Annotated in this window: 20 protein-coding genes; 5 read left to right on the top strand and 15 right to left on the bottom strand. The window is 43.7% G+C overall.

The features are described from left to right. The first annotated feature begins 313 nt into the window (after positions 1-313). Positions 314-2,581, top strand: a complete 2,268-nt coding sequence (locus ACX0G7_RS01690) for a xanthine dehydrogenase family protein molybdopterin-binding subunit (protein ID WP_458921672.1) — start codon at positions 314-316, stop codon at positions 2,579-2,581. A 30-nt stretch (positions 2,582-2,611) separates the two neighbouring features. Then, positions 2,612-3,076: a (2Fe-2S)-binding protein gene (locus ACX0G7_RS01685; protein WP_458921671.1), complete on the top strand. Its 465-nt coding sequence runs from the start codon at positions 2,612-2,614 to the stop codon at positions 3,074-3,076. Positions 3,077-3,128: 52 nt separating this feature from the next. On the opposite strand, the gene ACX0G7_RS01680 is transcribed toward ACX0G7_RS01685, so the two are convergent. Then, on the bottom strand, positions 3,129-5,702 hold the full coding sequence (locus ACX0G7_RS01680) for a cation-translocating P-type ATPase (RefSeq protein ID WP_458921670.1): 2,574 nt from the start codon (positions 5,700-5,702) through the stop codon (positions 3,129-3,131). A 197-nt stretch (positions 5,703-5,899) separates the two neighbouring features. On the opposite strand from ACX0G7_RS01680, the gene ACX0G7_RS01675 reads away from it, so the two are divergent. Both ACX0G7_RS01675 and ACX0G7_RS01670 read left to right on the top strand, forming a co-directional pair. Next, positions 5,900-6,340, top strand: a complete 441-nt coding sequence (locus ACX0G7_RS01675) for an OsmC family protein (protein ID WP_458921669.1) — start codon at positions 5,900-5,902, stop codon at positions 6,338-6,340. Positions 6,341-6,564: 224 nt separating this feature from the next. Then, positions 6,565-7,017, top strand: coding sequence for a YybH family protein (locus tag ACX0G7_RS01670; RefSeq protein ID WP_458921668.1), 453 nt, complete (start codon positions 6,565-6,567; stop codon positions 7,015-7,017). A gap of 18 nt (positions 7,018-7,035) precedes the next feature. On the opposite strand, the gene ACX0G7_RS01665 is transcribed toward ACX0G7_RS01670, so the two are convergent. From ACX0G7_RS01665 to ACX0G7_RS01605, 13 genes are all read right to left on the bottom strand, one after another. Beyond that, on the bottom strand, positions 7,036-7,401 hold the full coding sequence (locus ACX0G7_RS01665) for a DUF2200 domain-containing protein (RefSeq protein ID WP_458921667.1): 366 nt from the start codon (positions 7,399-7,401) through the stop codon (positions 7,036-7,038). Positions 7,402-7,749: 348 nt separating this feature from the next. Next, complete coding sequence (locus ACX0G7_RS01660; protein ID WP_458921666.1) at positions 7,750-8,637, bottom strand: cyanophycinase; 888 nt, start codon at positions 8,635-8,637, stop codon at positions 7,750-7,752. Positions 8,638-8,829: 192 nt separating this feature from the next. After that, positions 8,830-9,498 (bottom strand): hypothetical protein, encoded by a 669-nt coding sequence (locus ACX0G7_RS01655; RefSeq protein WP_458921665.1) that lies wholly within the window; start codon positions 9,496-9,498, stop codon positions 8,830-8,832. Positions 9,499-9,541: 43 nt separating this feature from the next. After that, positions 9,542-11,764: a DUF3857 domain-containing protein gene (locus ACX0G7_RS01650; protein ID WP_458921664.1), complete on the bottom strand. Its 2,223-nt coding sequence runs from the start codon at positions 11,762-11,764 to the stop codon at positions 9,542-9,544. Positions 11,765-11,772: 8 nt separating this feature from the next. Beyond that, the gene (locus ACX0G7_RS01645; RefSeq protein WP_458921663.1) at positions 11,773-13,710 is read right to left on the bottom strand and encodes a transglutaminase domain-containing protein; all 1,938 of its coding nucleotides are present in this window, start codon (positions 13,708-13,710) and stop codon (positions 11,773-11,775) included. Between the two features lie 541 nt (positions 13,711-14,251). Then, positions 14,252-15,307 (bottom strand): response regulator, encoded by a 1,056-nt coding sequence (locus ACX0G7_RS01640; protein WP_458921662.1) that lies wholly within the window; start codon positions 15,305-15,307, stop codon positions 14,252-14,254. Positions 15,308-15,354: 47 nt separating this feature from the next. Further along, positions 15,355-16,596 (bottom strand): PAS domain-containing sensor histidine kinase, encoded by a 1,242-nt coding sequence (locus ACX0G7_RS01635; protein WP_458921661.1) that lies wholly within the window; start codon positions 16,594-16,596, stop codon positions 15,355-15,357. Positions 16,597-16,730: 134 nt separating this feature from the next. Next, the gene (locus tag ACX0G7_RS01630) at positions 16,731-17,483 is read right to left on the bottom strand and encodes a DUF542 domain-containing protein (protein ID WP_458921660.1); all 753 of its coding nucleotides are present in this window, start codon (positions 17,481-17,483) and stop codon (positions 16,731-16,733) included. Positions 17,484-17,983: 500 nt separating this feature from the next. Continuing rightward, entirely contained in the window at positions 17,984-18,280 is a 297-nt protein-coding gene (locus ACX0G7_RS01625) for a hypothetical protein (RefSeq protein ID WP_458921659.1), read from the bottom strand. A gap of 109 nt (positions 18,281-18,389) precedes the next feature. Next, positions 18,390-19,298, bottom strand: a complete 909-nt coding sequence (locus tag ACX0G7_RS01620; RefSeq protein WP_458921658.1) for a bestrophin family protein — start codon at positions 19,296-19,298, stop codon at positions 18,390-18,392. A 69-nt stretch (positions 19,299-19,367) separates the two neighbouring features. Beyond that, the gene (locus ACX0G7_RS01615; RefSeq protein WP_458921657.1) at positions 19,368-20,105 is read right to left on the bottom strand and encodes a hypothetical protein; all 738 of its coding nucleotides are present in this window, start codon (positions 20,103-20,105) and stop codon (positions 19,368-19,370) included. A gap of 128 nt (positions 20,106-20,233) precedes the next feature. Beyond that, positions 20,234-21,601: a sensor histidine kinase gene (locus tag ACX0G7_RS01610; protein ID WP_458921656.1), complete on the bottom strand. Its 1,368-nt coding sequence runs from the start codon at positions 21,599-21,601 to the stop codon at positions 20,234-20,236. Next, positions 21,598-22,281 carry a response regulator transcription factor gene (locus ACX0G7_RS01605; protein WP_458921655.1) on the bottom strand — a complete coding sequence of 228 codons (684 nt, stop codon included), beginning with the start codon at positions 22,279-22,281 and terminating at the stop codon, positions 21,598-21,600. The genes ACX0G7_RS01610 and ACX0G7_RS01605 overlap by 4 nt, the downstream gene beginning before the upstream one ends. Before the next feature lie 177 nt (positions 22,282-22,458). Between ACX0G7_RS01605 and ACX0G7_RS01600 the strand changes: the two genes are divergently transcribed. Further along, positions 22,459-23,352 (top strand): alpha/beta hydrolase fold domain-containing protein, encoded by an 894-nt coding sequence (locus tag ACX0G7_RS01600; protein WP_458921654.1) that lies wholly within the window; start codon positions 22,459-22,461, stop codon positions 23,350-23,352. Positions 23,353-23,461: 109 nt separating this feature from the next. Here ACX0G7_RS01600 and ACX0G7_RS01595 read toward each other — a convergent pair whose 3' ends face one another. After that, the gene (locus tag ACX0G7_RS01595; RefSeq protein ID WP_458921653.1) at positions 23,462-24,835 is read right to left on the bottom strand and encodes a RagB/SusD family nutrient uptake outer membrane protein; all 1,374 of its coding nucleotides are present in this window, start codon (positions 24,833-24,835) and stop codon (positions 23,462-23,464) included. Between the last annotated feature and the right edge of the window lie 11 nt (positions 24,836-24,846).

Genomic DNA, 24,846 nt, shown 5'->3' with positions numbered 1-24,846 from the left:
CGGTAAAATGCGCCAGAGACATTATGAGTGATTTTGGTTAGAGAAACCGTGATTTGTATACGTCATGGATGGCTAAATGCCTTGAACTTTACCTTGTAAATCCTCGTTTTGGGCCTTCCGATGTTTTAACTGTAAAAGTTGAGGCTGTAATAAAGACATCACCGGAAACTCAGGGACAGGATATGGTTTGGCGTCATATGCTCAGCTGACCAAAGCTGAATTGTGGTCAGCTGAACTCATCGTCCCCTCTTATAATTTCGTAACTTTAAATGACCTCAGGTGTAATAGGTATTCAAACAACTAATTCCAGCATATGACACATCAAAAAGCTTCTATCAACAGGCGTTCTTTTTTGAAATCATCAGCACTTGCCGGGGGTGGACTGATGATAAGCTTCAGCTGGTTATCAGGGTTTAGCCCGGCTGACAAAATACACGGAATTAATTTGCCGGAGGAATGGAAAGAACTGACGGGTTATATAAAAATTACGGCCGACAATGTCATAAAGATCATGAACCCCAATCCGGAGTTTGGTCAAAACGTGATGACCTCACTCCCGATGATAATAGCCGAAGAACTGGATGCAGATTGGAAGAAAGTGGTCGTTGAGATGGGCCACCATGACAATATAAAATTAGGCCCGCAATTTACCGGTGGCAGCAATTCAATCAGGATGTACTGGAAGCCGTTGCGCGAGGCGGGAGCCGCTGCGCGAAATATGCTGATGCAGGCTGCAGCTGAAACATGGCAGGTGCCTGTGGAAGAAATTTCGACAAAAGCCGGTATCCTTATCCACGAAAAAAGCGGCAAGACTGCAACATATGGAAGCATGGCTTCAAAAGCGTCGGCCCTGGCCGTTCCAAAAGGCGTCAAACTTAAAGATGTGAAGAGTTTCAATGTGATCAGAAACTCAAAGAAAAATGTGGAGGGAACTAAAATCATTTCCGGCAAGCCTCTTTTTGGTATTGACTATAAAGTGGATGGAATGTTGATCGCAATGATTGAACATCCACCGGGTTTTGGAATGAAACTGAAATCTTTCGATGCGTCTGAAGCATTGAAAATGCCGGGTATCAAAGACGTTTTTACACAACAACTGTATGAGGACGGCTTTGAACAAGGTGGTTTTGATACAAGATCATTCAATGATCTGCTTGTCGTGGTTGGTAAAACTACCTGGGAAGTTATGAATGCGCGTAAGAAACTGAAAGCGGAATGGATGCCTGCCGGGGAGAGCAAAGATATAATCGGTGGGCGGGGGTCGAAAAGAGAAATTGTGGTTCCGGGAGAACTTGAAACAACTGCTGCTCAGCTGCAAAAGATGGAGGAGTTTGCCAAAAAGCCTGCTCAACAGTTGAGGAAAGACGGAGATCCGGAGGCGGCTTTTAACAATGCGGCCCAGGTAATTGAACGCACGTACAACGCACCTTTCCTGGCGCATAACTGTATGGAGCCGATGAATTTTTTCGCTCACGTTACGGATGAAAAGGCATTGGTTGCAGGACCTATACAGGCCCCGGGTTGGTCAGAGCCTACGCTCGCAAAACTGTTGAATCTGCCAGCTGATAAAATTGAAATTCAAATGACCCGCATGGGTGGCGGTTTTGGGCGCAGAGCCTATGGCCAATACCTGTATGAAGCAGCGCTGATCTCTAAGAAAGTAAAGGCCCCGGTGAAACTTGTTTACTCGCGTGAAGACGATATGACTTATGGTATCTATCGTCCGATGTATACGGCTACCTATCGTGCGGCTCTCGATGCAAATAAAAATTTGATTGGATTCCATGTAAAAGGTGGTGGCATACCCGAACATGCCATTCATGCAAACAGATTCCCCGCTGGTGCGGTTGAAAATTATCTTGCAGAAGGGTGGCAGATAGCATCAAATATAACTATCGGAGCTTTCCGGGCGCCAAGATCAAACTTTAATGCTGCTGCCGAACAATCATTCCTTGATGAGGTTGCGGAAGCCATGGGTAAGGATCCGATCGATCTGAGGCTGGAATTATTACAGCGTGCAAAAGAGAACCCGGTTGGTAAAAACAATGATTATGATGCCGACAGGTATGCCGGGGTATTAAAGCTGGTTAAGGAAAAGTCCGGATGGAACAAGCCGGAAAATAAAAAATACAGTCGCGGAGTTGCCGCTTATTTCTGTCATGCGTCATACGCAGCGCATGTGGTAGATATTATCATGAAAGACGGAAAACCATATGTAGAGCGGGTTTTCAGTGCCGTAGACTGCGGGGTCGTGATAAATCCTGATGCTGCAATAAATATGGTCCAGGGAGCCGTAGTTGATGGGATTGGCAATGCATTTTATGGTGGCCTGACGCACAAAAATGGTGTAACGGAACAAAACAACTTTCACCGGTACAGAATGATACGAATGCAGGAAGCACCTAAAAAAATTGAGGTTCATTTCGTGGAAAATGATATTGATCCTACCGGGCTTGGAGAACCCCCTTTTCCACCGGTATTCGGTGCAGTTGCAAATGCCTTATACAGGGCGGCCGGTAAAAGGCTCTATCAGCAGCCATATAGTCCGCAATTGGAAGCTGCCAGGAAAGCCACTTTTTAATAAATAATTCATTTCATCAAAATCTCGTTTATGCTCTCTCTAAACATAAATAAAAAACCTTACAAAGTAGAAGTAGATCCAAATACACCGCTGTTATGGGTTTTAAGAGATACGCTCGGACTGGTGGGCACCAAGTATGGTTGCGGAGTGGCACAATGCGGAGCTTGCGTTGTGCATCTGAATGGGGAGGCCGTGCGTTCCTGTGTTACGAAAGTTAGCCGTGCAGTAGGACAAAAGGTGGTGACCATTGAAGGGCTGGCTGAAAACCATGACCACCCGATACAAGAAGCGTGGCTCGAGATGGATGTTTCCCAGTGTGGATATTGCCAGTCTGGTCAGATGATGGCCGCAGCAGTATTAATAAGGGAAAACAGTAATCCTACTGATGCCGACATAGATACGGCAATGGGAGGAAACATTTGCCGATGTGGCACCTACCTGCGGATCCGTGATGCAATTCATCTCGCCGCCGACATTCAGCGTAAAAAGAAGTAGTGTAACAAACAGGCATAGTAACACAACCACGAAGCCCAAAGCACGGTGGAGGTTACGAGGCTGAGTTCCTCAGATTTATTCTCCTGGTTAAATATTTTACTATTTCAATGGCCGTAACACTGGTTATAGTTACCAGCCCGATCATCAACATGATACTGCCATTTAATGATGTGGCCTTAAAAATGGTGTTCGAAAAGGGCACATAGATAATTACCAATTGCAGTATAACCGTGATAATGATGGCCAACCACATGTTATGGTTGGAAAAAATGTCCCTGGCAAAAAGCGAATGATAGACCGAACGAACGGAGAGCGCGTTGCCCAGCTGCACAAAACATAATGTTGTAAAAACTGCGGTCTGCTGAGTTCTGAGATCATAACCCTTTCCTGCGGTCCAGAATTGTATAAACAATGCGGCCATGGCGAGAACTATACCCGTTACGATGATTCTCGGTACCAGGCCTCCCGCGAATAGGTTTTCTTTCGGTGGCCGGGGAGGCCGTTTCATTATATCTTTTTCAGCCGGTTCTGCTACAAGCGCCAACCCCGGTAAACCATCAGTGACCAGGTTTATCCAAAGGATGTGAATCGGGAGCAGGGGAATGGCGAAACCAAAGACTGGTGCAAAAAATATAACCAGTATTTCCGCCAGGTTACAGGAGAGCACATAAACTATAAATTTTTTGATGTTCTCATAGATCCTCCTCCCTTCACGTACCGCCTTTACGATTGTCGCAAAATTGTCGTCCAGCAGGATCATGTCGGCCGCTTCTTTTGATACATCAGTTCCTGTTATTCCCATAGCGATGCCAATATCCGCCTGCTTCAGTGAAGGAGCATCATTTACTCCATCACCGGTCATAGCTACAAACTCACCGTTGCCTTGTAAGGATTTTACAATTCTTAATTTTTGTTCCGGTGACACCCGCGCGTAAACAGCAATCTCTTTCGTTTCCTGGTTGAATTTTTCTTCCGTGAGTTTTTGCAGTTCGGATCCTGCTCTTACTTTTTTTGAATCCTTCTCTACCATACCCAAACGTTCCGCAATCGCAGTTGCTGTAAGTGGCTGGTCACCGGTGATCATTACCGTTTTAATGCCCGCGGTTTTGCATTCTCTGATGGCTTCAATTACTTCTTCCCTTGGCGGGTCAATCATTGCAGTCATCCCGAGAAATTCAAGGTCGTTTTCCTCATTTTCAGTAATCTCACCGGGATCGTTGTCAAATATCCGGAAGCCGAAAAACAAAACCCTCAATCCATCTGCCGCCCATTGGCGGTTGAGATTCAACCATTCGTTTTTTTTGTCATTGTATTTCTCAGCGATCACCTCAATCATTTTTGCAGGTGCACCTTTCACAAATAATATCCATTTGTTATCATGCCTGTGCAGGGTACCCATCCGCATTCTTTCTGAATTGAAGGGGAGTTTATATACAAGAGGAAAACGCTGATCAGCTTCTGCTTTTGTTTTGCCTTTTTCCAATGCATATTTTACGAGAGCTGTTTCTGTAGAATCTCCCAACAACTCATTATCGTCTGAAAATCTTACTTCGTTATTCAGCATCATGGCATAAAGAAAAAGCTCTTCCTGCCCCGGAACGGAACTGGTTTTTTCAACAGTCATTACATTCTGAGTAAGCGTACCGGTTTTATCACTACAGATATAGGTGACCGAGCCTAAGGTTTCAACAGCGGGGAGTTTCCGCATGAGTGCTTTTTGTTTTACCATTCTTCTTGCGCCTTGTGCCAAAGCTATAGTAACCACTGCGGGCAGGGCTTCAGGGAGTGCTGCCACAGCCAGCGATAATGCGGTCAGGAACATTGCAAAGGCAGGTTCGCCGCGGAATAAACCGAAACCAAACACCAGCAGGCAAATGACCACTACGATCACTGCTAACTGGCGGCTGAAGACACCTAATCTTTTTTGAAGTGGTGTTTTCTGAGAACCCGGTTGCATCATACCAGCAATCTTTCCAATCTCGGTTTTCATGCCGGTAGTAGTAACTATTGCTTTTGCAGATCCATTGCTCACAATAGTGCCTTTGAAAATCATGTTATGTTGATCTCCCGGAACTATATTTTCTCCTTCGATGGGTTCTGTATGCTTTTCAATCGAATGACTTTCCCCGGTGAGGGATGCTTCCTCTGTCTTAAATGAACTTACTTCGAAAAGCCTTGCGTCTGCCGGGACTATATCTCCTGCTTCCAGTAAAATAACATCACCCGGCACCAATTCAGCAGCTTCTATTTTCGCGGGGACGTTCTCCCGAAGTACTACGGCGTTCTGTGCGGACATTTTTTGAAGCATTCTTACTGATTGCTCGGCGTTGTATTCCTGGGAATATCCCATCCAGGCATTTCCCAGGATTATAGCAAGGATTACAAATGCGTCAGTATGCTCGCCAACAGCAAAGGAAATACCCGCAGCAATCACCAGTATAATGATCATTACATCGGTGAATTGGGACAGCAGTATCGCCCATTTACTTTTTTGTTTTGATTCTTTCAGGACATTTTTTCCATGTTCCTGTTGAAGGGGGACTATCATTTCTTTTTTCAGACCGGAAGGACTTGAGTTTAGTTGCTGAAAAAGTGCCTCCGGACTTTGCTGATAGAATGGTGCCATAGGTGATATTGAATCATTAAAGATATCGCTTCGGCAAATATACCGGCTAAAGATTCGTCCGATACTGTCAATTGATGACCTTTCAAAGAATTATATTCGCTTAGAAAGCTGTGCTGATTATCCCGTGGCGACATGGTTGATAATTTCAAAATAGTGGCCTCAGCCCGGCAATTGAAAATTCACGAAGCAACATCTACATGGAATACAAGCTACAAAAGCCTGTTCAGGCCAAAATTGGGACCGAAAAATATCAATGCACAGTTGAATGGCGCAATGGTAAATTTATTGCCGATGAACCGATCACCGCCGGCGGTAAGGATATCGGGCCTGATCCATTTACGCTGTTACTATCATCTGTTGCCACATGTATGCTCGTTACTATGCGCATGTACAGTGATCGCAAGGGATGGAATGTTGAGCACATCACCATTAAAGTGAATATGCGTAAGGAAACAACCGGACCCGGAACCAAAACCATTATAGATCAGCATATCATCTTTCCCGATAACATACTCCCGGAACAGAAAACCAGGTTGAATGAAATAGCGGAACATTGTCCTATTTCAAAAATTCTGGAAGGTGATGTTGAAATACGCGAAACTGTTTTTCCAGAGGATGGAACGGTAACAACAACTTAGTTTCTAACCTGGGGCTTGTCAGTTGCCTGTAAACGCATTTTAATTAGCGATTTCGGGTCCCTGAGCTGCCGGGTTTGGCTGAGTCTGGTGCCGGTTGGCCGCTATCCATGATTGAATCTGAGGAAAAAGCAACTTCTTCATGATTTTCATTTTTGATGAGTAATCTGAATGCATTATTAAATTTTTCTGCCAGATCTTAGTGGCGGAAGATCAAAGCCACTTTTATGCGATATATAACCATTTTATTTATCTTATCGGCAATCATGGGAGGATGTTCAGGACGAACATCAGCTGTTAAACCGGGGAAGCAGAAATTTATCAAAGAGATACAGATGGCGGAAAGCGATTTTCAAAAAATGACGAAGGAAAATGGGATTGCCGAAGCCTTTTGGTTTTATGCTGACAGCAATGCTGTGATAAAAAGGGAAAATGATACGCTTATTCGTGGAAGAGAAGCTATCCGGAAATATTATTCCAAACCGATCTTTGCGAAAGCTTCTGTGAGCTGGTCGCCCGATTTTACAGATGTATCCGCTGAAGGTGACCTCGGATACACATATGGTAAGTATACCTGGGTGTCCCGCGACAGCTCAGGTACTGTTAACACCAGTAATGGGGTGTTTCATACGGTCTGGAAAAAACAGCCAAATGGCGAATGGAAATATGTCTGGGACTAAGATCCGGTCTCAAATACCTCAGGCGGTTCGCAAAATCTTTTCCATCTTCCTTCCTTTTGCCAACTCATCGACCAGTTTGTCCAGGTACCGTACTTGCCTGGTTAACGGTTCCTCGATCTCTTCGATAAGATACCCGCAGATTACCCCGGTAATTAATTTTGCATTGGGATTCAGTGAGGCCCTTTTAAAAAAGGTTTCAAAAGTTACTTTCTCCTTTATTAGTTCCTGCAACTTTTTATTGTCGAAGCTGGTCAACCATTGTATAACCTGGTGCAGCTCATCTTTTGTTCTGCCTTTCTTCTCAACTTTTTCAACGTACATCGGATATACGGAGGCAAAGGTCATTTTGGCGATTCGCTGGTTGTGTGTGTCTGTTGTATTCATATCCCAGGGATTTTGATCCAAACCTTCTTGGTTTGTAAGGTCGAACGACAGAAGGTGCCTGATATTTGTTTCAATAAATTTAAGTGAAGAAAGATTTATACGCAAAAACTTCAAAGATTCCCGCCGGGACAGCCTTATGAGATCAGTATTTAGCCTTCGTCCGCCGTGTTTAGCCTTCGTACGCATTGTTTAGCCTTCGTCGGTATTGTTTAGCCTGCGTCCGCACTGTTTCGCCTTCGCCCGGACTGTTTCGCCTTCGTCCTCACTGTTTAGCCCTCGCCGGACTGTTTCGCCTTTGTCCTCACTATTTAGGCTTCGTCCTCAGTGTTAAGGATTCCTGCTCCCGGTTTACTCTTCTTCATCCGGCGGCAATGCACTTGTTGGTTTTTCGGCCTTCAGCGTTGCCAGGTTGTAAATGGCACCTTCAGCAAGGATATCTACGATCATATGTTCAACGGTAATTGGCATACGCTCATCGATCTCGGGTAAGTTTGTGTAGCTGATGGTCTTGCCATTTACGATGGTAACAATTCCGGATCCGATAACCGTAAATTTTTTGCCTTCGGTGATGATGATACCGGTATCTTCTGCGAGACCTATCCCTAATATGCCTGGTTGCACCGCAACCGCCTGTGCAAGCCGGTTAAAACGACCGCGCTTTTCAAAATGTGTATCAATAATGATATTTGGTATGAAGTTGAAACCCGTTGAAAACTTTATTTCACCTTTCAGGTGGGCCTTGGTTGCGTTGCCATCATAAATCATTGTGTGACCCATTGCCATTGCGCCGGCACTGGTGCCTGCCACAACAAATGCTTCATTCAGATATCGTGATTTTATCAGGTTAAGCAATTTTGTTCCGCCGATTATCGATGACAGGCGTAACTGGTCACCACCAGTAAATATTACGCAGTTGCATTGATTTATTCTTGAGAGGTTTTCCGGGGTATCCACCTGCTCGCGCGAGGTGATGAATAAGTGTTCCACATCCGAACATCCAAGTTTGATGAAGGCGTTGCGGTAACTGATTTCCATTTGTTCGGGAAAAGACGAAGCTGTGGTAATTAATTCAATTTTAGGATTTGAATGGCTTTGAACTACCAACCTGATAACACGTCGCAATATCCCTTCTTCGAAAAAATCGAACCGTTTTTTGCTCGCAGCACCCTGCTTATAATTTATACCCTTATCTTCTGCACCACCTATTGCTACCAGGTAACCTTTAATTTTAGCCATAAATAATGATCAGTTAAGAAAATCACATTACTATTCTGCAAAAATACAACCGGTATTCGGCACGATTGCAAACGAATGCCAGGGAAATCCAGGGGGATATCAACAAAAAACCCGGCGGGGACAACGCCTACCGGGTTCGTATATGGGCTTTTTGATGCTTACTGGACAGAATTACTTATAGCTGATCACCATTTATTCGGACACAACACGGAACCTCAATCCAAGGCTCGCATAGGGGTGTGGCGTATACATGAAATACTGATCCCCTTCCTCATAGGAATAATCTGTACTGAGATTCCATTGATAGGTATAACCTCCTTCAAGCCTGATGCCGAGGGATGAAGTAAGATTGAATATTGCCCCAAGGCCGCCGCCAATTCCTGTACTGAACTGGTGTGAGGGTGCGATTTTTACCACATCGTATGGATATTCCTCATCGTCAAACTCCTTCACGCCCCCCAGTATAACGACGTTGAATCCCGCGGTAACATATGGCTTGAATTGTTGCTCTTCTTCATTCTGCCGGATAAAGTAACCCCAGTTCATTCCATAGATCAAATGCATCTTCGATTTTCCGCTGACAGTAACCGGGTTGCCATTAAAATCCTGTGTTTCATAGGAGAATCTGAACGGTGGCAACACCCGGATATCCGTTGTGCTGAACAAGTGTTTCCCGGCCCTGTCCCGACCAAATGAAAGTGAAAATCCTATCGGACTTTTCTTTCCATCGCCCAGGAAATGTGATTCGGCGTTTATGCCGTAAGTACGGCCTTCCTTGTCAAAAAAGCTTGCCTTCTTGTACTGGGCCTGCAGGCCGGAAAAACAAATGAGGACGATTAATGTTACAGTCGTTTTTTTCATGTCTCTGATTGCTGGTTTGGGTAGGTTTGGGTTTTGGTGATGTCTATTTGGTGGGGGTGATCAAAATGTATTTGAATGTGCTGCCATATGCTGCATCAAGAAATGCAAGCATCTCATTCCATTTCGTTTTGCTGACGATCTGGGCCTTGTACACTTTTTCAATATGGAGCTTAACCAGGCTGTTGTCTTCGGTTGCACTTATGCTGAATGATCCCGTTTCATTTTCAACTTTCTGATTCAACTCTGCCAGTCCCTCGGCCTTGTAGCCGGCAGGCACCTTGAATTCAATTGTCCAGGTGAATTTCTTTGGATACCGTACGTTGATGTCGTGCTGCCTGATGCGTTCCTCATCTTTGATTTGCAGCTGGGGTCCGGTTAGGGCAGTCAGGTTTACGAGATATTTTTTACCGGCCTTTCGTACAAAATCGGGGAATTCGAACTCTTCACTAAAAGTCAACACCTTCGTTTTCTCAGTCCGGCCATCGGTAGTTAGCGTAAACTTTGCGTTGTTTACTCTCCGGTTGAACTCAGATCCAAGTGACGCTTTTACATATTCCGGTTTTTGCTTTTTGTATTCGTCTTTAATGGTACGAACCGAACTCTGGTATTCTTCCGCCTGCTTTCCCTTCATCCTGATAGAGGGATCTTCGCCACCGAAGTGCTTATAATCGTCGATCATATAGGGTGTGTATTTCAGGGCACTACTGATCGATTTTGTCTTGGATATACCGGTATGCGTTGAAATTCTTCTGACCATGATACCTTTCATATCATCAGCCAGTAAAACGCGGATTGCATAATGGGAACTGTTATCATCGGCTTTTGTTCCCGGAAGTTTAAATTCTTTGATCTCCTGGTTGCCGGACTTTTTCTCCGGTTTTGATATGATCAGCGCTTCATTATCGAGCAGGCTCTCGACCAGTTCATCAGGATTGGAATAATCAGTTGCATTATAATACAATTTGTCGCCTACTTTGATGATATATCTTATTTCCTGGTCGAATAAAGCCTGCTTTAAAAGGCCGATATTATTGGAAGTCGTAATAATGATTTCAGATTTGATATCTTTCTGGTAAAGGAGGGAACCGAATATGAAAGCGAAAAGTTTGTCACTCATATATTCGTTCATAAACAGGATCTTATTACGCACATAATAGTATGCCGTATTGATGTATTGCTTCTGTGGCATATCCCTCACTCCAAGCTTTACCAGGTCAGCCCAGCAGGCATTCACAAACATCTGAACCGACATTCCCGGGGCCAGATACTGGTTGCTGACCATTTCATAATCCTCCCAGGCTTTTTTTGCCAGCTCCTGTTTGGTGAAGCTGCTTTTCAGCTCACCCTTGGCACCAATTAACACACCTTTTGCCTGCTCGTTGTTGGAATATATTACCTGGAACTTAACGAACGGATATTGCAAATAAGGGCTGACAAAATTCACATCTTTCTCCACATCCCTGTCTTTATCGGTAAAAACAAAACGAAAAAATCCGCTTTCCTGGGTGCTTTCTTTTTTGAACGTCGGTGCGCCATTCAGGGATAACGATTTGAAATAAGATTTATCATCAGTTTCAATGATGATCTCGTTATGCATCACAGGATAATCTTTGCTGCAAACTTCATAAGCAGGTTCAAATTCAACGTATCCCGAGGCCGTTACATCAAGCCGGCTTTTTGTTGTTGTAACATATTCAAGGATATCACCAGGTTCGAGATTGGGGATGGGAACTTTATAGTACTGGTATTCGGAGTATGCTACTTTGTCAAAAAAGCTCTGGAAAAATTGTGGGATCGCAGTGCTTTTCTCTACAGCCACTGCCGTTTTCAAATCTATGTTCACCGCTGTATCGCCAGGCTTTATGATGCGTGCAATAAAGCCGTCTTCTTTTGAACCATATCTAAAATATATCGTTGAGAGAGATTCGACTGAGTTATTATCATTAACGCGGATCCTGAACCTGGTCTTCTCGAAAAAGTAAAGACTGCGTTCACGACGGGTGAAAAAACCACCACTGCTTTTCCTGTCAAACAACACCGAGCGTGAGTAACCGATAATAACGGCTGATTCCTTTTCCCATTTTGAAGGAATTGACTGCAGATTGAAAGCGGCATTTGATTCTTTGAACATGCCTGCCGCATTCCGGTTCAGGTTGTCGAGGAAGTCTTCATCAATGAAACCCTGTGCAACAGTGCTTTGACTGAAGAATAATCCAGAAGCTAAAAACGATAACAGTAGAAGGGCTGTTCTCTTAAACGGATGCATGAAACAGATTATTTTGAGGTGACACTGAAGAAGTAACTGCTGAAGGTTTTGATGGAGGTCAGGAAATTTTTCCAGTCAGCGAATTCACTGGTAGCAATGGTACTTTTCTTTATGACCAGGTATTTTTTCAGTACAATTGTATTGCCGGATACAACGTATTCTCCTTTAAATTCATACCCGGGTGAACGGAGCTCGAGTTTTTCAGGCAGATCCTCAAACTTGCTACCGGCCGGGATTTTCAGGGAAAATTCATCCTCAAAACTGAGCACATAGTCAAGATCGTAGCCGCTTGTACGTTTTTCATCCGGCAAATAACTTTCCAGTGTCTTGGGGAAAAAGTCAAGATTTATATACTTGTTGCCCGAGATGGTCTGTACATAATTTGCCAGTTCGATATTTCCGGATACAACCATTGGCACTTCGCGGTTACTCAGATCGCTGGTCTTTATTTCAGATGCGACTACATTGTCGTTATTAAACTCAATAAATCCTCTCAGGAACTTTTCCCTGGCCCCGTTTGGCAAGCCCTGGTAAGCCTGGTGAAAATCTTTCCGCTCATTACCGGAAAGTGTTACCTGTACCTTGCCTTTTAATATTTCTTTCTCAAGTGAAAATGCCGCTTTTGTAAAGATCTTATGCTCTTCCCCGGAAGTAAGGGGCACTGTTTTGATGTCAAATTTTTCATTGTTGGCAATCATTGCTTCCTTGCCCTGTATGCGATAGGCATTCTCCCCAAACGGAATGTATTTTTCAGTTGCATCGAGGAAATACTCTTTGCCATTGTAATAAAGGGTAGTGATGGCGTGATTGTTAACACAGAGTGCCGGGAGGGACTGCTGATATGGTATCTGCCTCGTGCCGATCCAGGTAAACCGCGCATCGTAACCGGCGAGTTTCAGAAATTCACTCAACAGGTTAGCCATGCCTTTGCAATCACCGTATTTATTATTCAATACATCCTGTGCCGAAGAAGGAATATATCCTGAATACCCGTCTTCATATGCGATGTAGCGGATCTTATCCTGCACCCAGTAGTAGATGGCCTTTATTTTTTCGTTGTCGGTTTTTTTGTCTGCAATTATTTTGGCTAACTGGGGCTTTAGTTTATCCGGCTCATTGTTCGCCATTTTATACAGTCGGTAGTTCCAGTTGTAGATGTCGCTTACATTGTCGAAACCCTGTAAAGTTTCGCCTTTGTTTTTGAACGACTTTACCTGGATCACTATGTGTGGGTGGGTAAAGGCCTTTCCGATTTGTTTATACTCCGTCTTGGTGGCCGGCAGATCACGCATGATGAATACATAGTTGATATATCCACCTTTCTTTGTCTCTTTTTTTTCAATCTTATTTCCCTCAAAATTGAAGTATTTGAAATCGATCTGTAGCCATTCGGGTACTTTGAATTCAAAGACCTGTTCAGCTACGGGGTATGACTGGTGGAAGAAAAAGCGGGTGAGCAATTTTGCATCACTGTATTCTTTTTTTACGATAATACGTGACATGCTTCCTTTTTCAGCGAATCGGATAGGATAGTATTGTACCCTGCCATCATCAAAAAAAATGTTCTCATCGGTTAATGAGCGGTCTATTCCTGCTTTGTTGGACGTGACATATTTGTTGCCTGCTTTTACTTCTTTCCTGAAGGTTTTGAGCTTGATGAATTTGTTATAGTATTCTGCGTAGCTAAGGCCTGAATATTTTTTCAACCCAATAAATTCAAGTTCTGCTTCTTCCTGTACCACAACTACTTTGTCGTTAAGCGCATTCATCCCCTTGTCGAAGGTGTAGAAATGATATGAGGACCGGCAGACTACATCATCGTCTTTATATTTTCGCGCCCAGCCATCAGCTTCAGTCTGGTCACCAACGGAAACCTGGGCATGTATCGGAAAAGTATAAAGCAGGAATAAGCCGGACGCGAATAGCGGTCGCAAAAAAGTTAACATGGGTCAGTAGATTCAGGGTTCAGTGCGATTAAAACGCCGAAAAGTAGAAATTCTTATCGGAATTCACAATTTTCAGATGCCGTATATTCTAATTTTAATTCCGGTATGAATCGGCGCCCCGATATTTTTTTTGGCTGACTGCAAAAATTTATTCGTCAACGGTTCTGGCTGTGGCAAGTAACGATGGGGCTCACTTGCACCCTGAAATACCGGTAACCTCAAATGCCCCTTGGTCAGAGGCAATCATGGGGCTTTTGCTTGAAGATAGGGTGGGTGTCAAACTTCGGCAGATCATCGGTGCCCTGTTCATGTAAAGGTAGAAATGGTTTGATCGTTTTTCCCCCTGATTTGCGGTTGGGGCGGATCACCTTGAAATTCACGGTAGGTTTTGGCCGAAATTGCCGTATAGTGTTGCCGTCTTTCATAACATGTGATTGAAAGCCGAAGTTCCTTCATCTTAAAAAGTCAAAAAATGACCTTCGTCAGCGCTTACAATGATTTCAATTGATCAGTAATGATAGAGGACCCCCGCCACAGCTACTCAATTAGCAAGATCATCCAGCTGTTTCATGTCCAGAATCCTGATCTTGCCATCCTTAATTTCAATAAGTTTTTCGGATTTGAAATCACTCAAAGTACGGATCAATGATTCGGTAGCAGTACCAATATATTGTGCGATATCGTCACGCGAGAGCGCGAGCGTTGCGTCCCCGCTTGTTGAAGCAAATTTACGCTGCATCTCAAGCAAGCCTTTCGCCACTCTTTTCCGTAATGAATCATAAGCCAGGTTCAAAAGCCGGGCTTCCTTTTCTTTAACATCTTTGGATATGAGGCCTATAAAACGGCTGGCGATCGTGATATCATTATACACCGCTTTCAGAAAATTGTCTTTGCCGATCTTGATTATTTCGGCGTCTTCAAGTACTTCGGCAGACTCTTCATAACTTGTATTTTCCAGCAGTGGGAGATATCCAAAATAATCTCCGGGGCTATAAAGATTAGTAATGTATTCTTTCCCGTTTTCGTGTTGACGGAAGGCCTTCACTTTCCCGGAAGCAAGGTAGAACAGAAATTTAGGCCTGCGACCCTCGCCATAAACCAACGTTTTTTTTGGTAATGACTCACTTTCGTAGTTCGCCGGGTCCAAATCAGCAAACCCGGAATAACTTAGGTCTTTGATAAATTCGTTTGTACCGGCCGTACCCTCGGGATATTTGCCAACGCGCAAATCAGCTTTTTTCAACCTCACCTCAATTGCTTTCAGAAGTTCCAGGTCGTCAAAGGGTTTGGTCACATAGTCATCAGCACCAAGTTCCATCCCTTTTCTGAAGTCGATACGTTCGGACTTTGCTGTCAGGAAGATGAAAGGAATATCTTCAGCCGGATGATTCTTTTTTAGTAAATGCAAAACCCCATAACCATCCAGCTCCGGCATCATGATATCGCAGACTACGAGGTCAGGGAGATGCTTCAAAGCAAGTTCAACACCGATCTTGCCATTAGGCGCTGTAATTACCTCGTAATTGCCCAGAGTTAGCAGCTCAGCAATATTTTCCCTGATCTCGGTGTTATCGTCAATTACGAGTATTCTTTTCATTATCTAAAACTTATTGTTACAGAAAAATTCATTATTACTCATTGTTATCAGCAAGACCCCAGCGATGGGAAAGTACAGGTTATTATTGTGCCTTTATTCAATTCACTTTTTAAAGTCAGGGTCCCATTAAGCAAATCCAGATATCTTTTGACGATATGTAAACCCAACCCGGTGCCCTCAATATTAGCGGCATTTTTACCCCGGAAAAAGGAAGTAAACAGATGTTCCTGGTCAGACTGGGAGATGCCAATGCCTTCGTCCTCAACTGACAAGTTCAGGTTTTCCTTAGCATACGAGGCGACTATTTTTATTTTTGAGTTTTCGCCGGAGAATTTTATCGCGTTTCCTACCAGGTTGCTTAGTATATTCCTGATTATTTTTTTGTCACTGCAAAACGAACTGGTCGCATGATTTTCCAGCAGCAAATGCTGACCCGGCCTTTCAGTTCCGGAAAATTCGTCCAATACCTGTTTCAAAAACTCATCTACCAAAAACATTTCCGGCTGAGCCTGGATCTTTCCATCTTCTAGCTTTCCGAGGGAAAGGAAATCTTCGAGAATATTGTTCAGATGCCTGACTGAATCTTTAATCCGTTTGACATGTTTTTCCCTTTTGTCTTGCTCCTCCCGTTCGGGATACCGGCTTATCAGCGAAGCTGAAGACAAAATGGTGCTTAACGGTGTCCGGAATTCGTGGGAGGCCAGTGAAACAAAGCCGCTTTTAAGTTCACTGAGTTGCTTTTCTTTTTCAAGAGCCTCATTTAGTTCTTTTTGAGATATTTCCAATTTTTCAAGAGCTTCTTTTAAAATAATTGTTCTTTCCTCCACTTTTGCTTCTAACTCAGCATTCAGGCGCTGCATCGCCATTGCCAGGGTTCCCAATTCTTTTTTCTGAGCAAGAAGATTCGTTTCAATATTCTTCCTGGTTGTTATGTCTACTACGAACGCAATTACAAATAACTCGCCGTTTTTATTATAAAATCCAAGACTTACCTCCAATGGGAGCTCTGTGTTGTCTTTCCGCCTGCCATAAAGGTCGCGGCCGTGGCCCATAACCCGGTTTTGGGGATTATGATAGAAATGTTCACGCACTTTGACGTGGTCGTGTTTCACCTTGAGGGGAACAAGCGTTTCAATGGGTTTGCCAATAAGCTCTCCCGCAGTATACCCAAACATTCTTTGGCCCGCCGGGTTGATTAAAACAATATTACCGGCACTATTCGTCAGAATTATACCTTCTGTTGCGTTCTCAAACAAAGCCGTGAGATGAGTTGGATCTACCTGCATCATTCAACATATCCATTTTGAGCGTCAAAAAATATTTCTCTTTCGAAGATATAATTTATTTGTTGCTAACAGGTTCACTGGATGTAGTTTAACTTTACTGAGCCTTTGCCATGGATGGTTTACACTGCCAGGTGGGTTCACACAGGATTTAATAATTCTTTTTCCATCGCAATGGCTTTTGGAAACAAGATGTTGCATTCCAGGTGGATGTGTTGCATAAGGTCCGCATCGAGCTCCTTAAGCTTGTACAATGCAACGCGGTGGGTGATGCAGGCTCCCGGTTGGATGAGGTAGTTTGCAGTTAGTTTTCTGATGAGATGAAGATGTCTGCCAATTTCCCGGTGCTCATGACTGATAAGGTTTTCAATGGGTTTTCGTAAAGTCCGGACAAGCAGAGAAGCATATGGTTCCTTGTTTTGGTATGCACGGCTTATTTGTTTTATATACGGAAAAATTATTTCCGTTTCCTGGTCTATGTGCGCCAGTAGGTCGTCACCCAGCTCAGTGACAGCCCGTACCAACTCGGGGAGGTAAGTAAATTTCAATTTATGGCTTTCGGAAAACCGTTCTATGGTGTCAATAATGTCCGGTAAACCATTCTGCAAATAACTGTGGTGCACATTCGTGATGTAGTCCGCCAGGAAGTCAACATTCCACTTATCAAACTCAGTTGAACTGGAAACAGGGATCGTTCGTCGTATAAGACCGAGTTCATTTTTAAGTGAATCCACATTCAGCCCGCGGATCTCGCAAACCGTTTTCAGGGATAATCTCCCTCCACAGCAGTAGTCAATATTATACTTACGAAAGACTCTGGAGGTGCGATAATCCTGCGTTACAATATCTGTAACGAAGCTTTCATTGTCGATGCCAAGGGTGTCTGGGACCATACATTTATTTAAGCGCCAATATTATCATAGAAAAAAGTTCCGGCACATGACCTTTATCATTGCTGTGACTGATTTTTTCCATACTGGTGGAACCAATCATAACCTTGCAGTTACTGACGCTGGTCATTTGGGAACAATTATAAACAACGTGATCAGGACAATGACGGAAACAGGTGTGAGTAGAATAATAGCGATCAGCTCAATTCGAATTATCTGAGCCCCATCAAATCAGTATTAACATCCTACAGGAAATTAGCTGTCGAAACTGAAAATTCAGGCCTCGAATACACGGTGCTAAGGTCTGACTGGGTTACAAACGCTAATGAGGTAAATTATATCCTTACATAAAAAAAAGAACCTGAAACAGGAACTGCCGTTTCGAGAAAAGTATTGCTGCTTTTATTGCAACAATCGTTGCTAATCCAGACATCCATAAAAGTCACAAGCTGAGCCTCAGCAAGCCAGCTTGAAGAACATAAAAACATCTGAAACCGCAACGCTCAGGATCTTACCTGGGTAATAACGGTACCAAGTAAATCAACGACTTCCTGTTGAATTCGTCCAATCTGTTCAATCTCATCTCCGGTTCTCCATTGTTCCCCGGTGCGGAGAAGCGTCAGACGGTTTGTGCCTTTTCCGGATTGCAGAAGCACGTCATAAGTGCCGGTTAAGGCTCCGGCCCATGAAATTGTTTCGGCAACGGCGGCCTTGTAGAAAATGTCGTTGTGTATGAAGGTTGTTGTAAAAACCAGGTGATCGGTGGTGTCCGGCTTACCAGTTACAAGTTGATAGCCCATGGAGTTTGATTTAGAATACTAAGGTAGAATAAATTGACACGCTGAAGAAATTCCATTATTGCAGCAACTTATCTAGCCCGCCGGGTTCCGACCACCTGGTTGATATCGTCTATAATATGTAATAACTTTTCACCTCGGGTTGTTCAGGGACTTCCCGCGCCTGCATCATTTGCTTGAGGTTTCTTTCGATGGTAAGTGCTATCGATGAGACCGGCGTATCGGTTGGCTTATTTTCGAACGGATCCTGTAAATGAACTGCCATCCGTTCTATCAAAAGGAAAAAAGAAGCAAGGGTAGTTACTAATGGTATCTCGATTACTCCAACATATTCTATTACGCCAAAAGGCAATAAGAGAATGAAGAAATACAAGGAAAAGTGTATGTACATACTATAAGTTATCGGGAATATGGTGTTTTTGATCCTTTCGCATCTACCCATCGATTCACAGAGTCTTGTGAGGGTACGGTCAAGTTCCACCTGCTGGAATTCATTGATCCATCCTTCTTCAACCGCCATTCGCAAATCTTTTGCATGGAGGTTGATCAGTGCATATGGAACATTATCGTGACTGGATATAAATGCAAGTTCCTTTTTTGATATATATTTTTCAAGGCCTGCCTGCGGGTCGAGTTTTCGCAACGATTTCCCAAGGCTGTAACACCATGCTATCTGCCGGTTGATCATTCTCTCCTGGAATTCTGATCTGTTATCCTCTGAATAAGGGGTTTGCATGAAGCAAAGAAGCTGCCTTGTAAAGGTCCTTGAATCATTAACAATAGATCCCCAGATTATCCTCGCTTCCCACCACCTGTCATAGGCCTGGTTAGACCGAAACGCAAGCAGCAGGGAAATTACCGTGCCTAATATCGTTGGAACGCCCAACGGTATTGATATATGCTTCAGATCAAAATATACCATTGCAAACCAGATCAAAGATGTATAGATGGCTATACATAATATTTCATACCTGATCTTGTTCACTATATACCCGATTGGAATTTTACTGTTCAGCAACATAATTCAGTTTTTTACATTTTTCACTTCAATGCCTGTATGGCTAACCCAATAAGTTTTATTAATAAGTTATTACTTAAGCCATAACATGTCACGTTTGGACTCAGCGAGCATGCGATGTACAGTTGATGGTTTCATAAAATAACGGCCCACTCTGCTGATTTTCCGGACAAGGATACTTTGATTAAATACCTGGCTTTGCAGATCGCTGAGCATCTTGTCAACTGAATTATACTGAACCCTAACACTGGCCGGAGCCAGAGTCTGGATATCATGTGCAGCAACCGTTGTGCTCCTGCCCGCACCGGTTAACTCTTTACCTGACACCAGGTGGCCCTTGGGAGTCCTGGTTACATTAATGCGTACAGGTGTCTCTGAATACGAGTTGCCCGAAGAGGGAATGTAAAGAATGGAGGCTCCTGACCGCACTACCATTTGGAAGATGTCACTTTCTTTAAAATGCGGATGTGATAACCATTGGGACTGATCAAATATTACCAGATCCCCGCCCCGATGTTCAAAATAGTTCCGGAACACAGGCGCCGAGTCACCATAAATATGATCAACCGAAACCTTGCAATCTTTTACAGCATCAGTAAATTCAGCAAGGGCTGCGTACCAGTCACTGTTAAATTCTGCACGATGCTCCCGATTCCGGGAGATCATGATGAGATCATTGTAGCTGTCAGGCACGGGCCGGATATCAAGAAAGATATAGTGTATCATTTCGCCCGGAAAAGCTTCTGCGATCACGCTATGGCGATCAACAAAAGCAGCATTTCTATTAGAAGGAACGATTACTGTCTTCATCTGAATATAGTTTGATTAAATAATGAGACAAAACTATACCCGGTCTATTAGAATGGTTTAAGCAACAGATTAGAACAGCATTAGAATGTGGTGAGATTTTTTTTAATGTTAATAGTGACCTGCTGCCATCAGGCCACTACATAAGGGAGCGATATTTCAACCGTAGTACCTACATGTTCTTTGGAAGAATATTCAAGGTTACCCCGATGTAACCTGATAATCTTCTGCGCCAGCGGAAGGCCAACGCCGTAACCTTTGAATTCCGCGGTATTGGAAGCCCGGAAGAATGGGTCGAAAATATATTTTAATTCTTTCTCCGGAATACCGATGCCCTGATCCTGCACTTTGATAATACAATAGACCTTTGATGTGCTTAATGATACCAACACCTTTTGCTGAACTGAATATTTACATGCATTCTGTACAATATTCGACAGCGCAAGTTTCAGGAGGTTTGTATTACCAAAAATAGTGATCTGGTTTTCTGATTCCGGTAAAGCATCAAGATTGATCTCCACCTGGTTTGAAGGCTCTGTGAAATCAATCAGCCGTTTGACAGAAAAAAGCAACTCATCAAGACGGATCTCTGACATAAACGCTTCTTTACTATTGTACCCTGCCTGGGCGAGTTCAAGCAGGCTACTGGTGTGATGCTGCAATTGCTCGGCTTCGCGCGAAATAACAGAAAGCGATCTTGTGTACTCATTCATGTCCCTTGGGCGACTTAGGGCAAGTTCAGCTTCGCCGATGATAGCTGTGAGAGGAGTTCTGAGTTCATGAGCGGCTTTATTCAAAAAGTTATTTTGTGTTTCGAATGAAGTTTCCAGCCGGTCAAGCATATCGTTGAAGGTCCGGGTAAGTTCTGCAATCTCATCTTTACCCTCTCTTGGTCCAAGCCTGAGATGGAGATTAGTGGCAGTAATCTTTTTTGAATTACGTATGAGCTTTCTGATGGGATCTATTAGTTGATGGGAAAGCAACAGGCTAAAGAGCAGCACAATAGCTGTAGCGACTATAAAGCCAATCACAAGATTTTTGCGAAGGTTATTCAGTAACTCCGAGCCGGTGGTGTTCACTGCAGTGATCAGGACCTGGTATTTTTTGCCATCATGAATATGTTCCCTGGCGCTATAAAATGTTCGGTTGTCCCTGAAACCTGATGCACGCTTCCTCTCATAATCCTGAAAGAAATTCCCCGGCACTTTCACGTGCAGCGAGTCAAAATATTTCCGCAACTGCTCTGATTCAAAAATATGTACAGTTTCTTCGGGCAGGTGTTCCAGGTACCGTTCACGCATCTCCTGGTAAAACAAGGTATTTTGATTATTTCCTTCCAGTTTTACCTGGGCAGCAATGCCTGCCCGGACCTGCATTCTATGTAAAAAGTCCCGTTCAATATATTGTTTGGTGTAGAGGTATATGAAGAAACTCAGAAAAAAAACGGTAACCGCTGTCAGAGAGGTAAACAGTATCATTACTTTTGTCCTGATACTCATGCGTCCTGTATTTTCATCATATAACCCATTCCAACCAATGTGTGGATCAGCTTTGTATCGAATCCGCGATCGATTTTCTTCCGCAAATAATTTACGTATACATCGACCACATTAGTACCAAGGTTGAAGTTTATATCCCATACGTTTTCCAGGATTTCCATTCTTGACATAACCTTGTTTGTATTCAGGAGAAAAAATTCGAGTAGTTTGAGCTCTGTTGCGGTGAGTGTGATCTGAATACCGTTTCTTGAAACTGCTTTGGATGATTTGTTATAAGACAGACCGCCAAAGCTCAGGACTTCATCTTCAACAGCAACTCTCTTTTTACGACGGATAAGCGCCCTTATGCGGGCGTGCAATTCAGTTAGTTTGAATGGTTTTGCAAGATAGTCGTCGGCCCCGGCATCCAGCCCAGTGACCACATTTTCAGTACTGCCCAGCGCGGTCAGCATAAGTATCGGTTCAACGATCCCGGATTTGCGCAAAGTCCGGCAGATCTCTATTCCATTTATACCCGGGAGCATTAAATCAAGGATCACGACGTCGAAAGTATGCGCCGAGGCCATTTGAAGCCCGGTTGTACCGTCCATGGCAACGCTAACTTCCATGCCCTGCTCAACCAGGCTACGTTTAATAAGCGAAACAACAGCCGATTCGTCTTCAACCAAAAGAATTTTCATAGTTTCATTTTAATGCCGGACCTGTCAAAAATGTGCCCGTTTACCCACGGATTGTGTCGTTCACGAAAGCGTAAAACAATCTTCAACAAGCAATGGTTCGGTTCATCGCATTAAAATATGATTAGCAGAGTTTCAGAACTAAATAATACTTTCCACATAAAAAATTGACGTTTTAGCATGAAAAATATTGTCCTTGTCTTATTTCTCAATCTCATCTGCATAACAGGTTCGCGCGCTCAAACAAATCGGGTTATCAATATTTTCCCTCAGAGCACTGTTTTGCATGGCAACCTTCCATATAACAACGATACGCTTCAAAAACACCTTTTAGATATTTATCTGCCCGGAAATGTCAGGGGTAAGATACCTCTCGTGGTTTTTGTTCATGGAGGTGGGTGGCTCGGAAATGATAAATATGCTGATATGGGTTATATGAAAAAAATGGTGGCAGAAATTGTGAGCAGGGGATATGCCCTGGCTTCCATAGACTACCGGTTTAGCACACAGGCAGTTTTTCCCGCGCAGATACAGGATTGTAACCGTGCGGTGTCATTTTTATGTGACAACGCTGAGAAGTACGGTTTCGACAGGAACCGTTTTGCAGTAATGGGCTTTTCAGCCGGGGGTCACCTGGCTTCGCTGATGGGATTGTCGAAAAACAATGATGTCAAGGATTTCTTTATGCCAGGAAGCAATAAGACATTCAACTTCAAGGCTGTTGTGGATTTTTATGGCCCTTCTGAACTGATTTTGTTTCCAGGTAACGACGATGTAAAGTCACCCGAGAGCCTGTTAATAGGGGCGACCCCGCTCGCCCGGCCCGACCTCGCAAGAGCAGCCAGTCCGGTGACCTATGTAGACAAAAATGATCCGCCGTTCCTGATCATCCATGGCGAAAAAGATGACCTTGTTTCACCAAAACAATCAATGCTGCTTAGTTCCTGGCTAAACCTCTCAGCTGTGCCTAACGAAGTTATTATCGTAAAGGATGCGCCACATTTCGGCGTGATGTTCGATAGTGATGAGATCAGGGAGAAAGTGATGAGTTTCCTTAATAAGTACCTGAAGTAACTTTCAGTTTCGCAATCGTATAATAAGTCTGTAACCACCATAAGATTTCGATAATATAAAAAGCCTGCGAAATTCGCAGGCTTCACATTATTCGTTATAAGAGTATTTATTAATACCCTTCATTTTGCCAACCGGTGGTGTTAGTGATATTTTGTATCTCTGTTTGTGGTACCGGGTATACCTTCCTGAATGATGGAACCAGCGGAAATATAGATTGCATCTGACCAGTACGAACTATATCGAACCAACGATCACATTCAAGTGCAAGCTCAAGTCTTCTTTCTTTATAAACCGCAGTACGGAAACTGGCCTGGTTGGTTAGTGTTGCCGCTGTTAGTGGCGTGATAGCCGCATTACTGCGAACTGCATTTAATGCGGTAAATGCCGCTGAGTTTCCATATCCGATCTCATTCAGCGCTTCTGCATAGATAAGCATGACTTCTGCAGCTCTTATGATTGGAATGTCAGCACTCGTTTCATTATTCACCTGTGGCCCGTTGTATTTACCGGGCCTTTCGCCACCTGCGCTTGTTGGAGCAACCAGTGCCCGCCTGTTATCATTGGGTTCAAATAATGAAGGCGGAAGTATCACCGCATTGTTACCACCTACATTCCTGAACCGGTTGTTCTGACTCGCTGATTCCCCTATGCCCCCCAATAAGAACCTCGCTGAAAAAATGATATCACGACTTGTTTTCGTTGCGTTGGGAAATGTGGATGGCTGCGGAACAAGACCGACTACTGTTCCCGCACTGATGGCAGTGATCAGTGGCTGAAGTGTCGACACAACAAGATCATATTTCTTTTGATACAGGTAGACCTTTGCCAAAAGCGCCCTCGCTGCGTATGTGGTTGCACGACCTCTTTGCGCATCGGGCCAGCTTACGGGTAGAATCGCCATACCATTGTTAAGGTCCGCAATGATCTGCGCGTAAATTGCCGCGGTATCTGCCCTCGTGTTTTCCCTGGCCTCGTCACTTTCCTGAGGCGTAGTGATTAGCGGTAATTTGCCCCATAATCTTGTCGCGTTGAAGTAGTTGAGCCCACGGAGAAAAGAGGCCTCACCTATGATCTGATTTCTACGTTGGGGGTCCATAGTAACTTTAGGGGCTCTGCTCAGGATCACATTGCAACGGTAAATGGCTTTGAAGGATGCAAGCCATGCTTCGGTCACAAGAGTATTATCAGGACGTTCAGCAAAAGATTCTATCTGGTAACGGACACCGCCACTGGCTCCCTGGTCATTATCTTCCATATTATCACTTCGAATCTCGGTGAGTGAAAGCAATATGTTACCGTAGAGACCATTGTCCTGCAAAGCATCGTAACAACTTACGAGGCCGCCCTGCAAGCCTTTCTCATCAACATAAAAATTATCTTCTGTTGGCGAGTCGATAGGTTTAAGATCGAGAAATTTTTCGCAGGAGCTAAATGCGAATAAAGTTATTATTGATAAGAATGTTGTGTATTTATAATTTTTCATTACCGGATAAT

The sequence above is a fragment of the Flavitalea antarctica genome, from assembly GCF_054461535.1.
This window is presented reverse-complemented; position numbering and strand designations above follow the sequence as displayed.

Bases quoted from the DNA above. Each gene is read 5' to 3' on its own strand.
- ACX0G7_RS01645 (WP_458921663.1), bottom strand. From the start codon at position 13,710: ATGTTAACTTTTTTGCGACCGCTATTCGCGTCCGGCTTATTCCTGCTT.
- ACX0G7_RS01615 (WP_458921657.1), bottom strand. From the start codon at position 20,105: ATGAAGACAGTAATCGTTCCTTCTAATAGAAATGCTGCTTTTGTTGAT.
- ACX0G7_RS01630 (WP_458921660.1), bottom strand. From the start codon at position 17,483: ATGGTCCCAGACACCCTTGGCATCGACAATGAAAGCTTCGTTACAGAT.
- ACX0G7_RS01595 (WP_458921653.1), bottom strand. From the start codon at position 24,835: ATGAAAAATTATAAATACACAACATTCTTATCAATAATAACTTTATTC.
- ACX0G7_RS01650 (WP_458921664.1), bottom strand. From the start codon at position 11,764: ATGCATCCGTTTAAGAGAACAGCCCTTCTACTGTTATCGTTTTTAGCT.
- ACX0G7_RS01635 (WP_458921661.1), bottom strand. From the start codon at position 16,596: ATGATGCAGGTAGATCCAACTCATCTCACGGCTTTGTTTGAGAACGCA.
- ACX0G7_RS01600 (WP_458921654.1), top strand. From the start codon at position 22,459: ATGAAAAATATTGTCCTTGTCTTATTTCTCAATCTCATCTGCATAACA.
- ACX0G7_RS01675 (WP_458921669.1), top strand. From the start codon at position 5,900: ATGGAATACAAGCTACAAAAGCCTGTTCAGGCCAAAATTGGGACCGAA.
- ACX0G7_RS01680 (WP_458921670.1), bottom strand. From the start codon at position 5,702: ATGGCACCATTCTATCAGCAAAGTCCGGAGGCACTTTTTCAGCAACTA.
- ACX0G7_RS01690 (WP_458921672.1), top strand. From the start codon at position 314: ATGACACATCAAAAAGCTTCTATCAACAGGCGTTCTTTTTTGAAATCA.
- ACX0G7_RS01610 (WP_458921656.1), bottom strand. From the start codon at position 21,601: ATGAGTATCAGGACAAAAGTAATGATACTGTTTACCTCTCTGACAGCG.
- ACX0G7_RS01665 (WP_458921667.1), bottom strand. From the start codon at position 7,401: ATGAATACAACAGACACACACAACCAGCGAATCGCCAAAATGACCTTT.
- ACX0G7_RS01670 (WP_458921668.1), top strand. From the start codon at position 6,565: ATGCGATATATAACCATTTTATTTATCTTATCGGCAATCATGGGAGGA.
- ACX0G7_RS01685 (WP_458921671.1), top strand. From the start codon at position 2,612: ATGCTCTCTCTAAACATAAATAAAAAACCTTACAAAGTAGAAGTAGAT.
- ACX0G7_RS01660 (WP_458921666.1), bottom strand. From the start codon at position 8,637: ATGGCTAAAATTAAAGGTTACCTGGTAGCAATAGGTGGTGCAGAAGAT.
- ACX0G7_RS01625 (WP_458921659.1), bottom strand. From the start codon at position 18,280: ATGGGCTATCAACTTGTAACTGGTAAGCCGGACACCACCGATCACCTG.
- ACX0G7_RS01655 (WP_458921665.1), bottom strand. From the start codon at position 9,498: ATGAAAAAAACGACTGTAACATTAATCGTCCTCATTTGTTTTTCCGGC.
- ACX0G7_RS01620 (WP_458921658.1), bottom strand. From the start codon at position 19,298: ATGTTGCTGAACAGTAAAATTCCAATCGGGTATATAGTGAACAAGATC.
- ACX0G7_RS01640 (WP_458921662.1), bottom strand. From the start codon at position 15,307: ATGAAAAGAATACTCGTAATTGACGATAACACCGAGATCAGGGAAAAT.
- ACX0G7_RS01605 (WP_458921655.1), bottom strand. From the start codon at position 22,281: ATGAAAATTCTTTTGGTTGAAGACGAATCGGCTGTTGTTTCGCTTATT.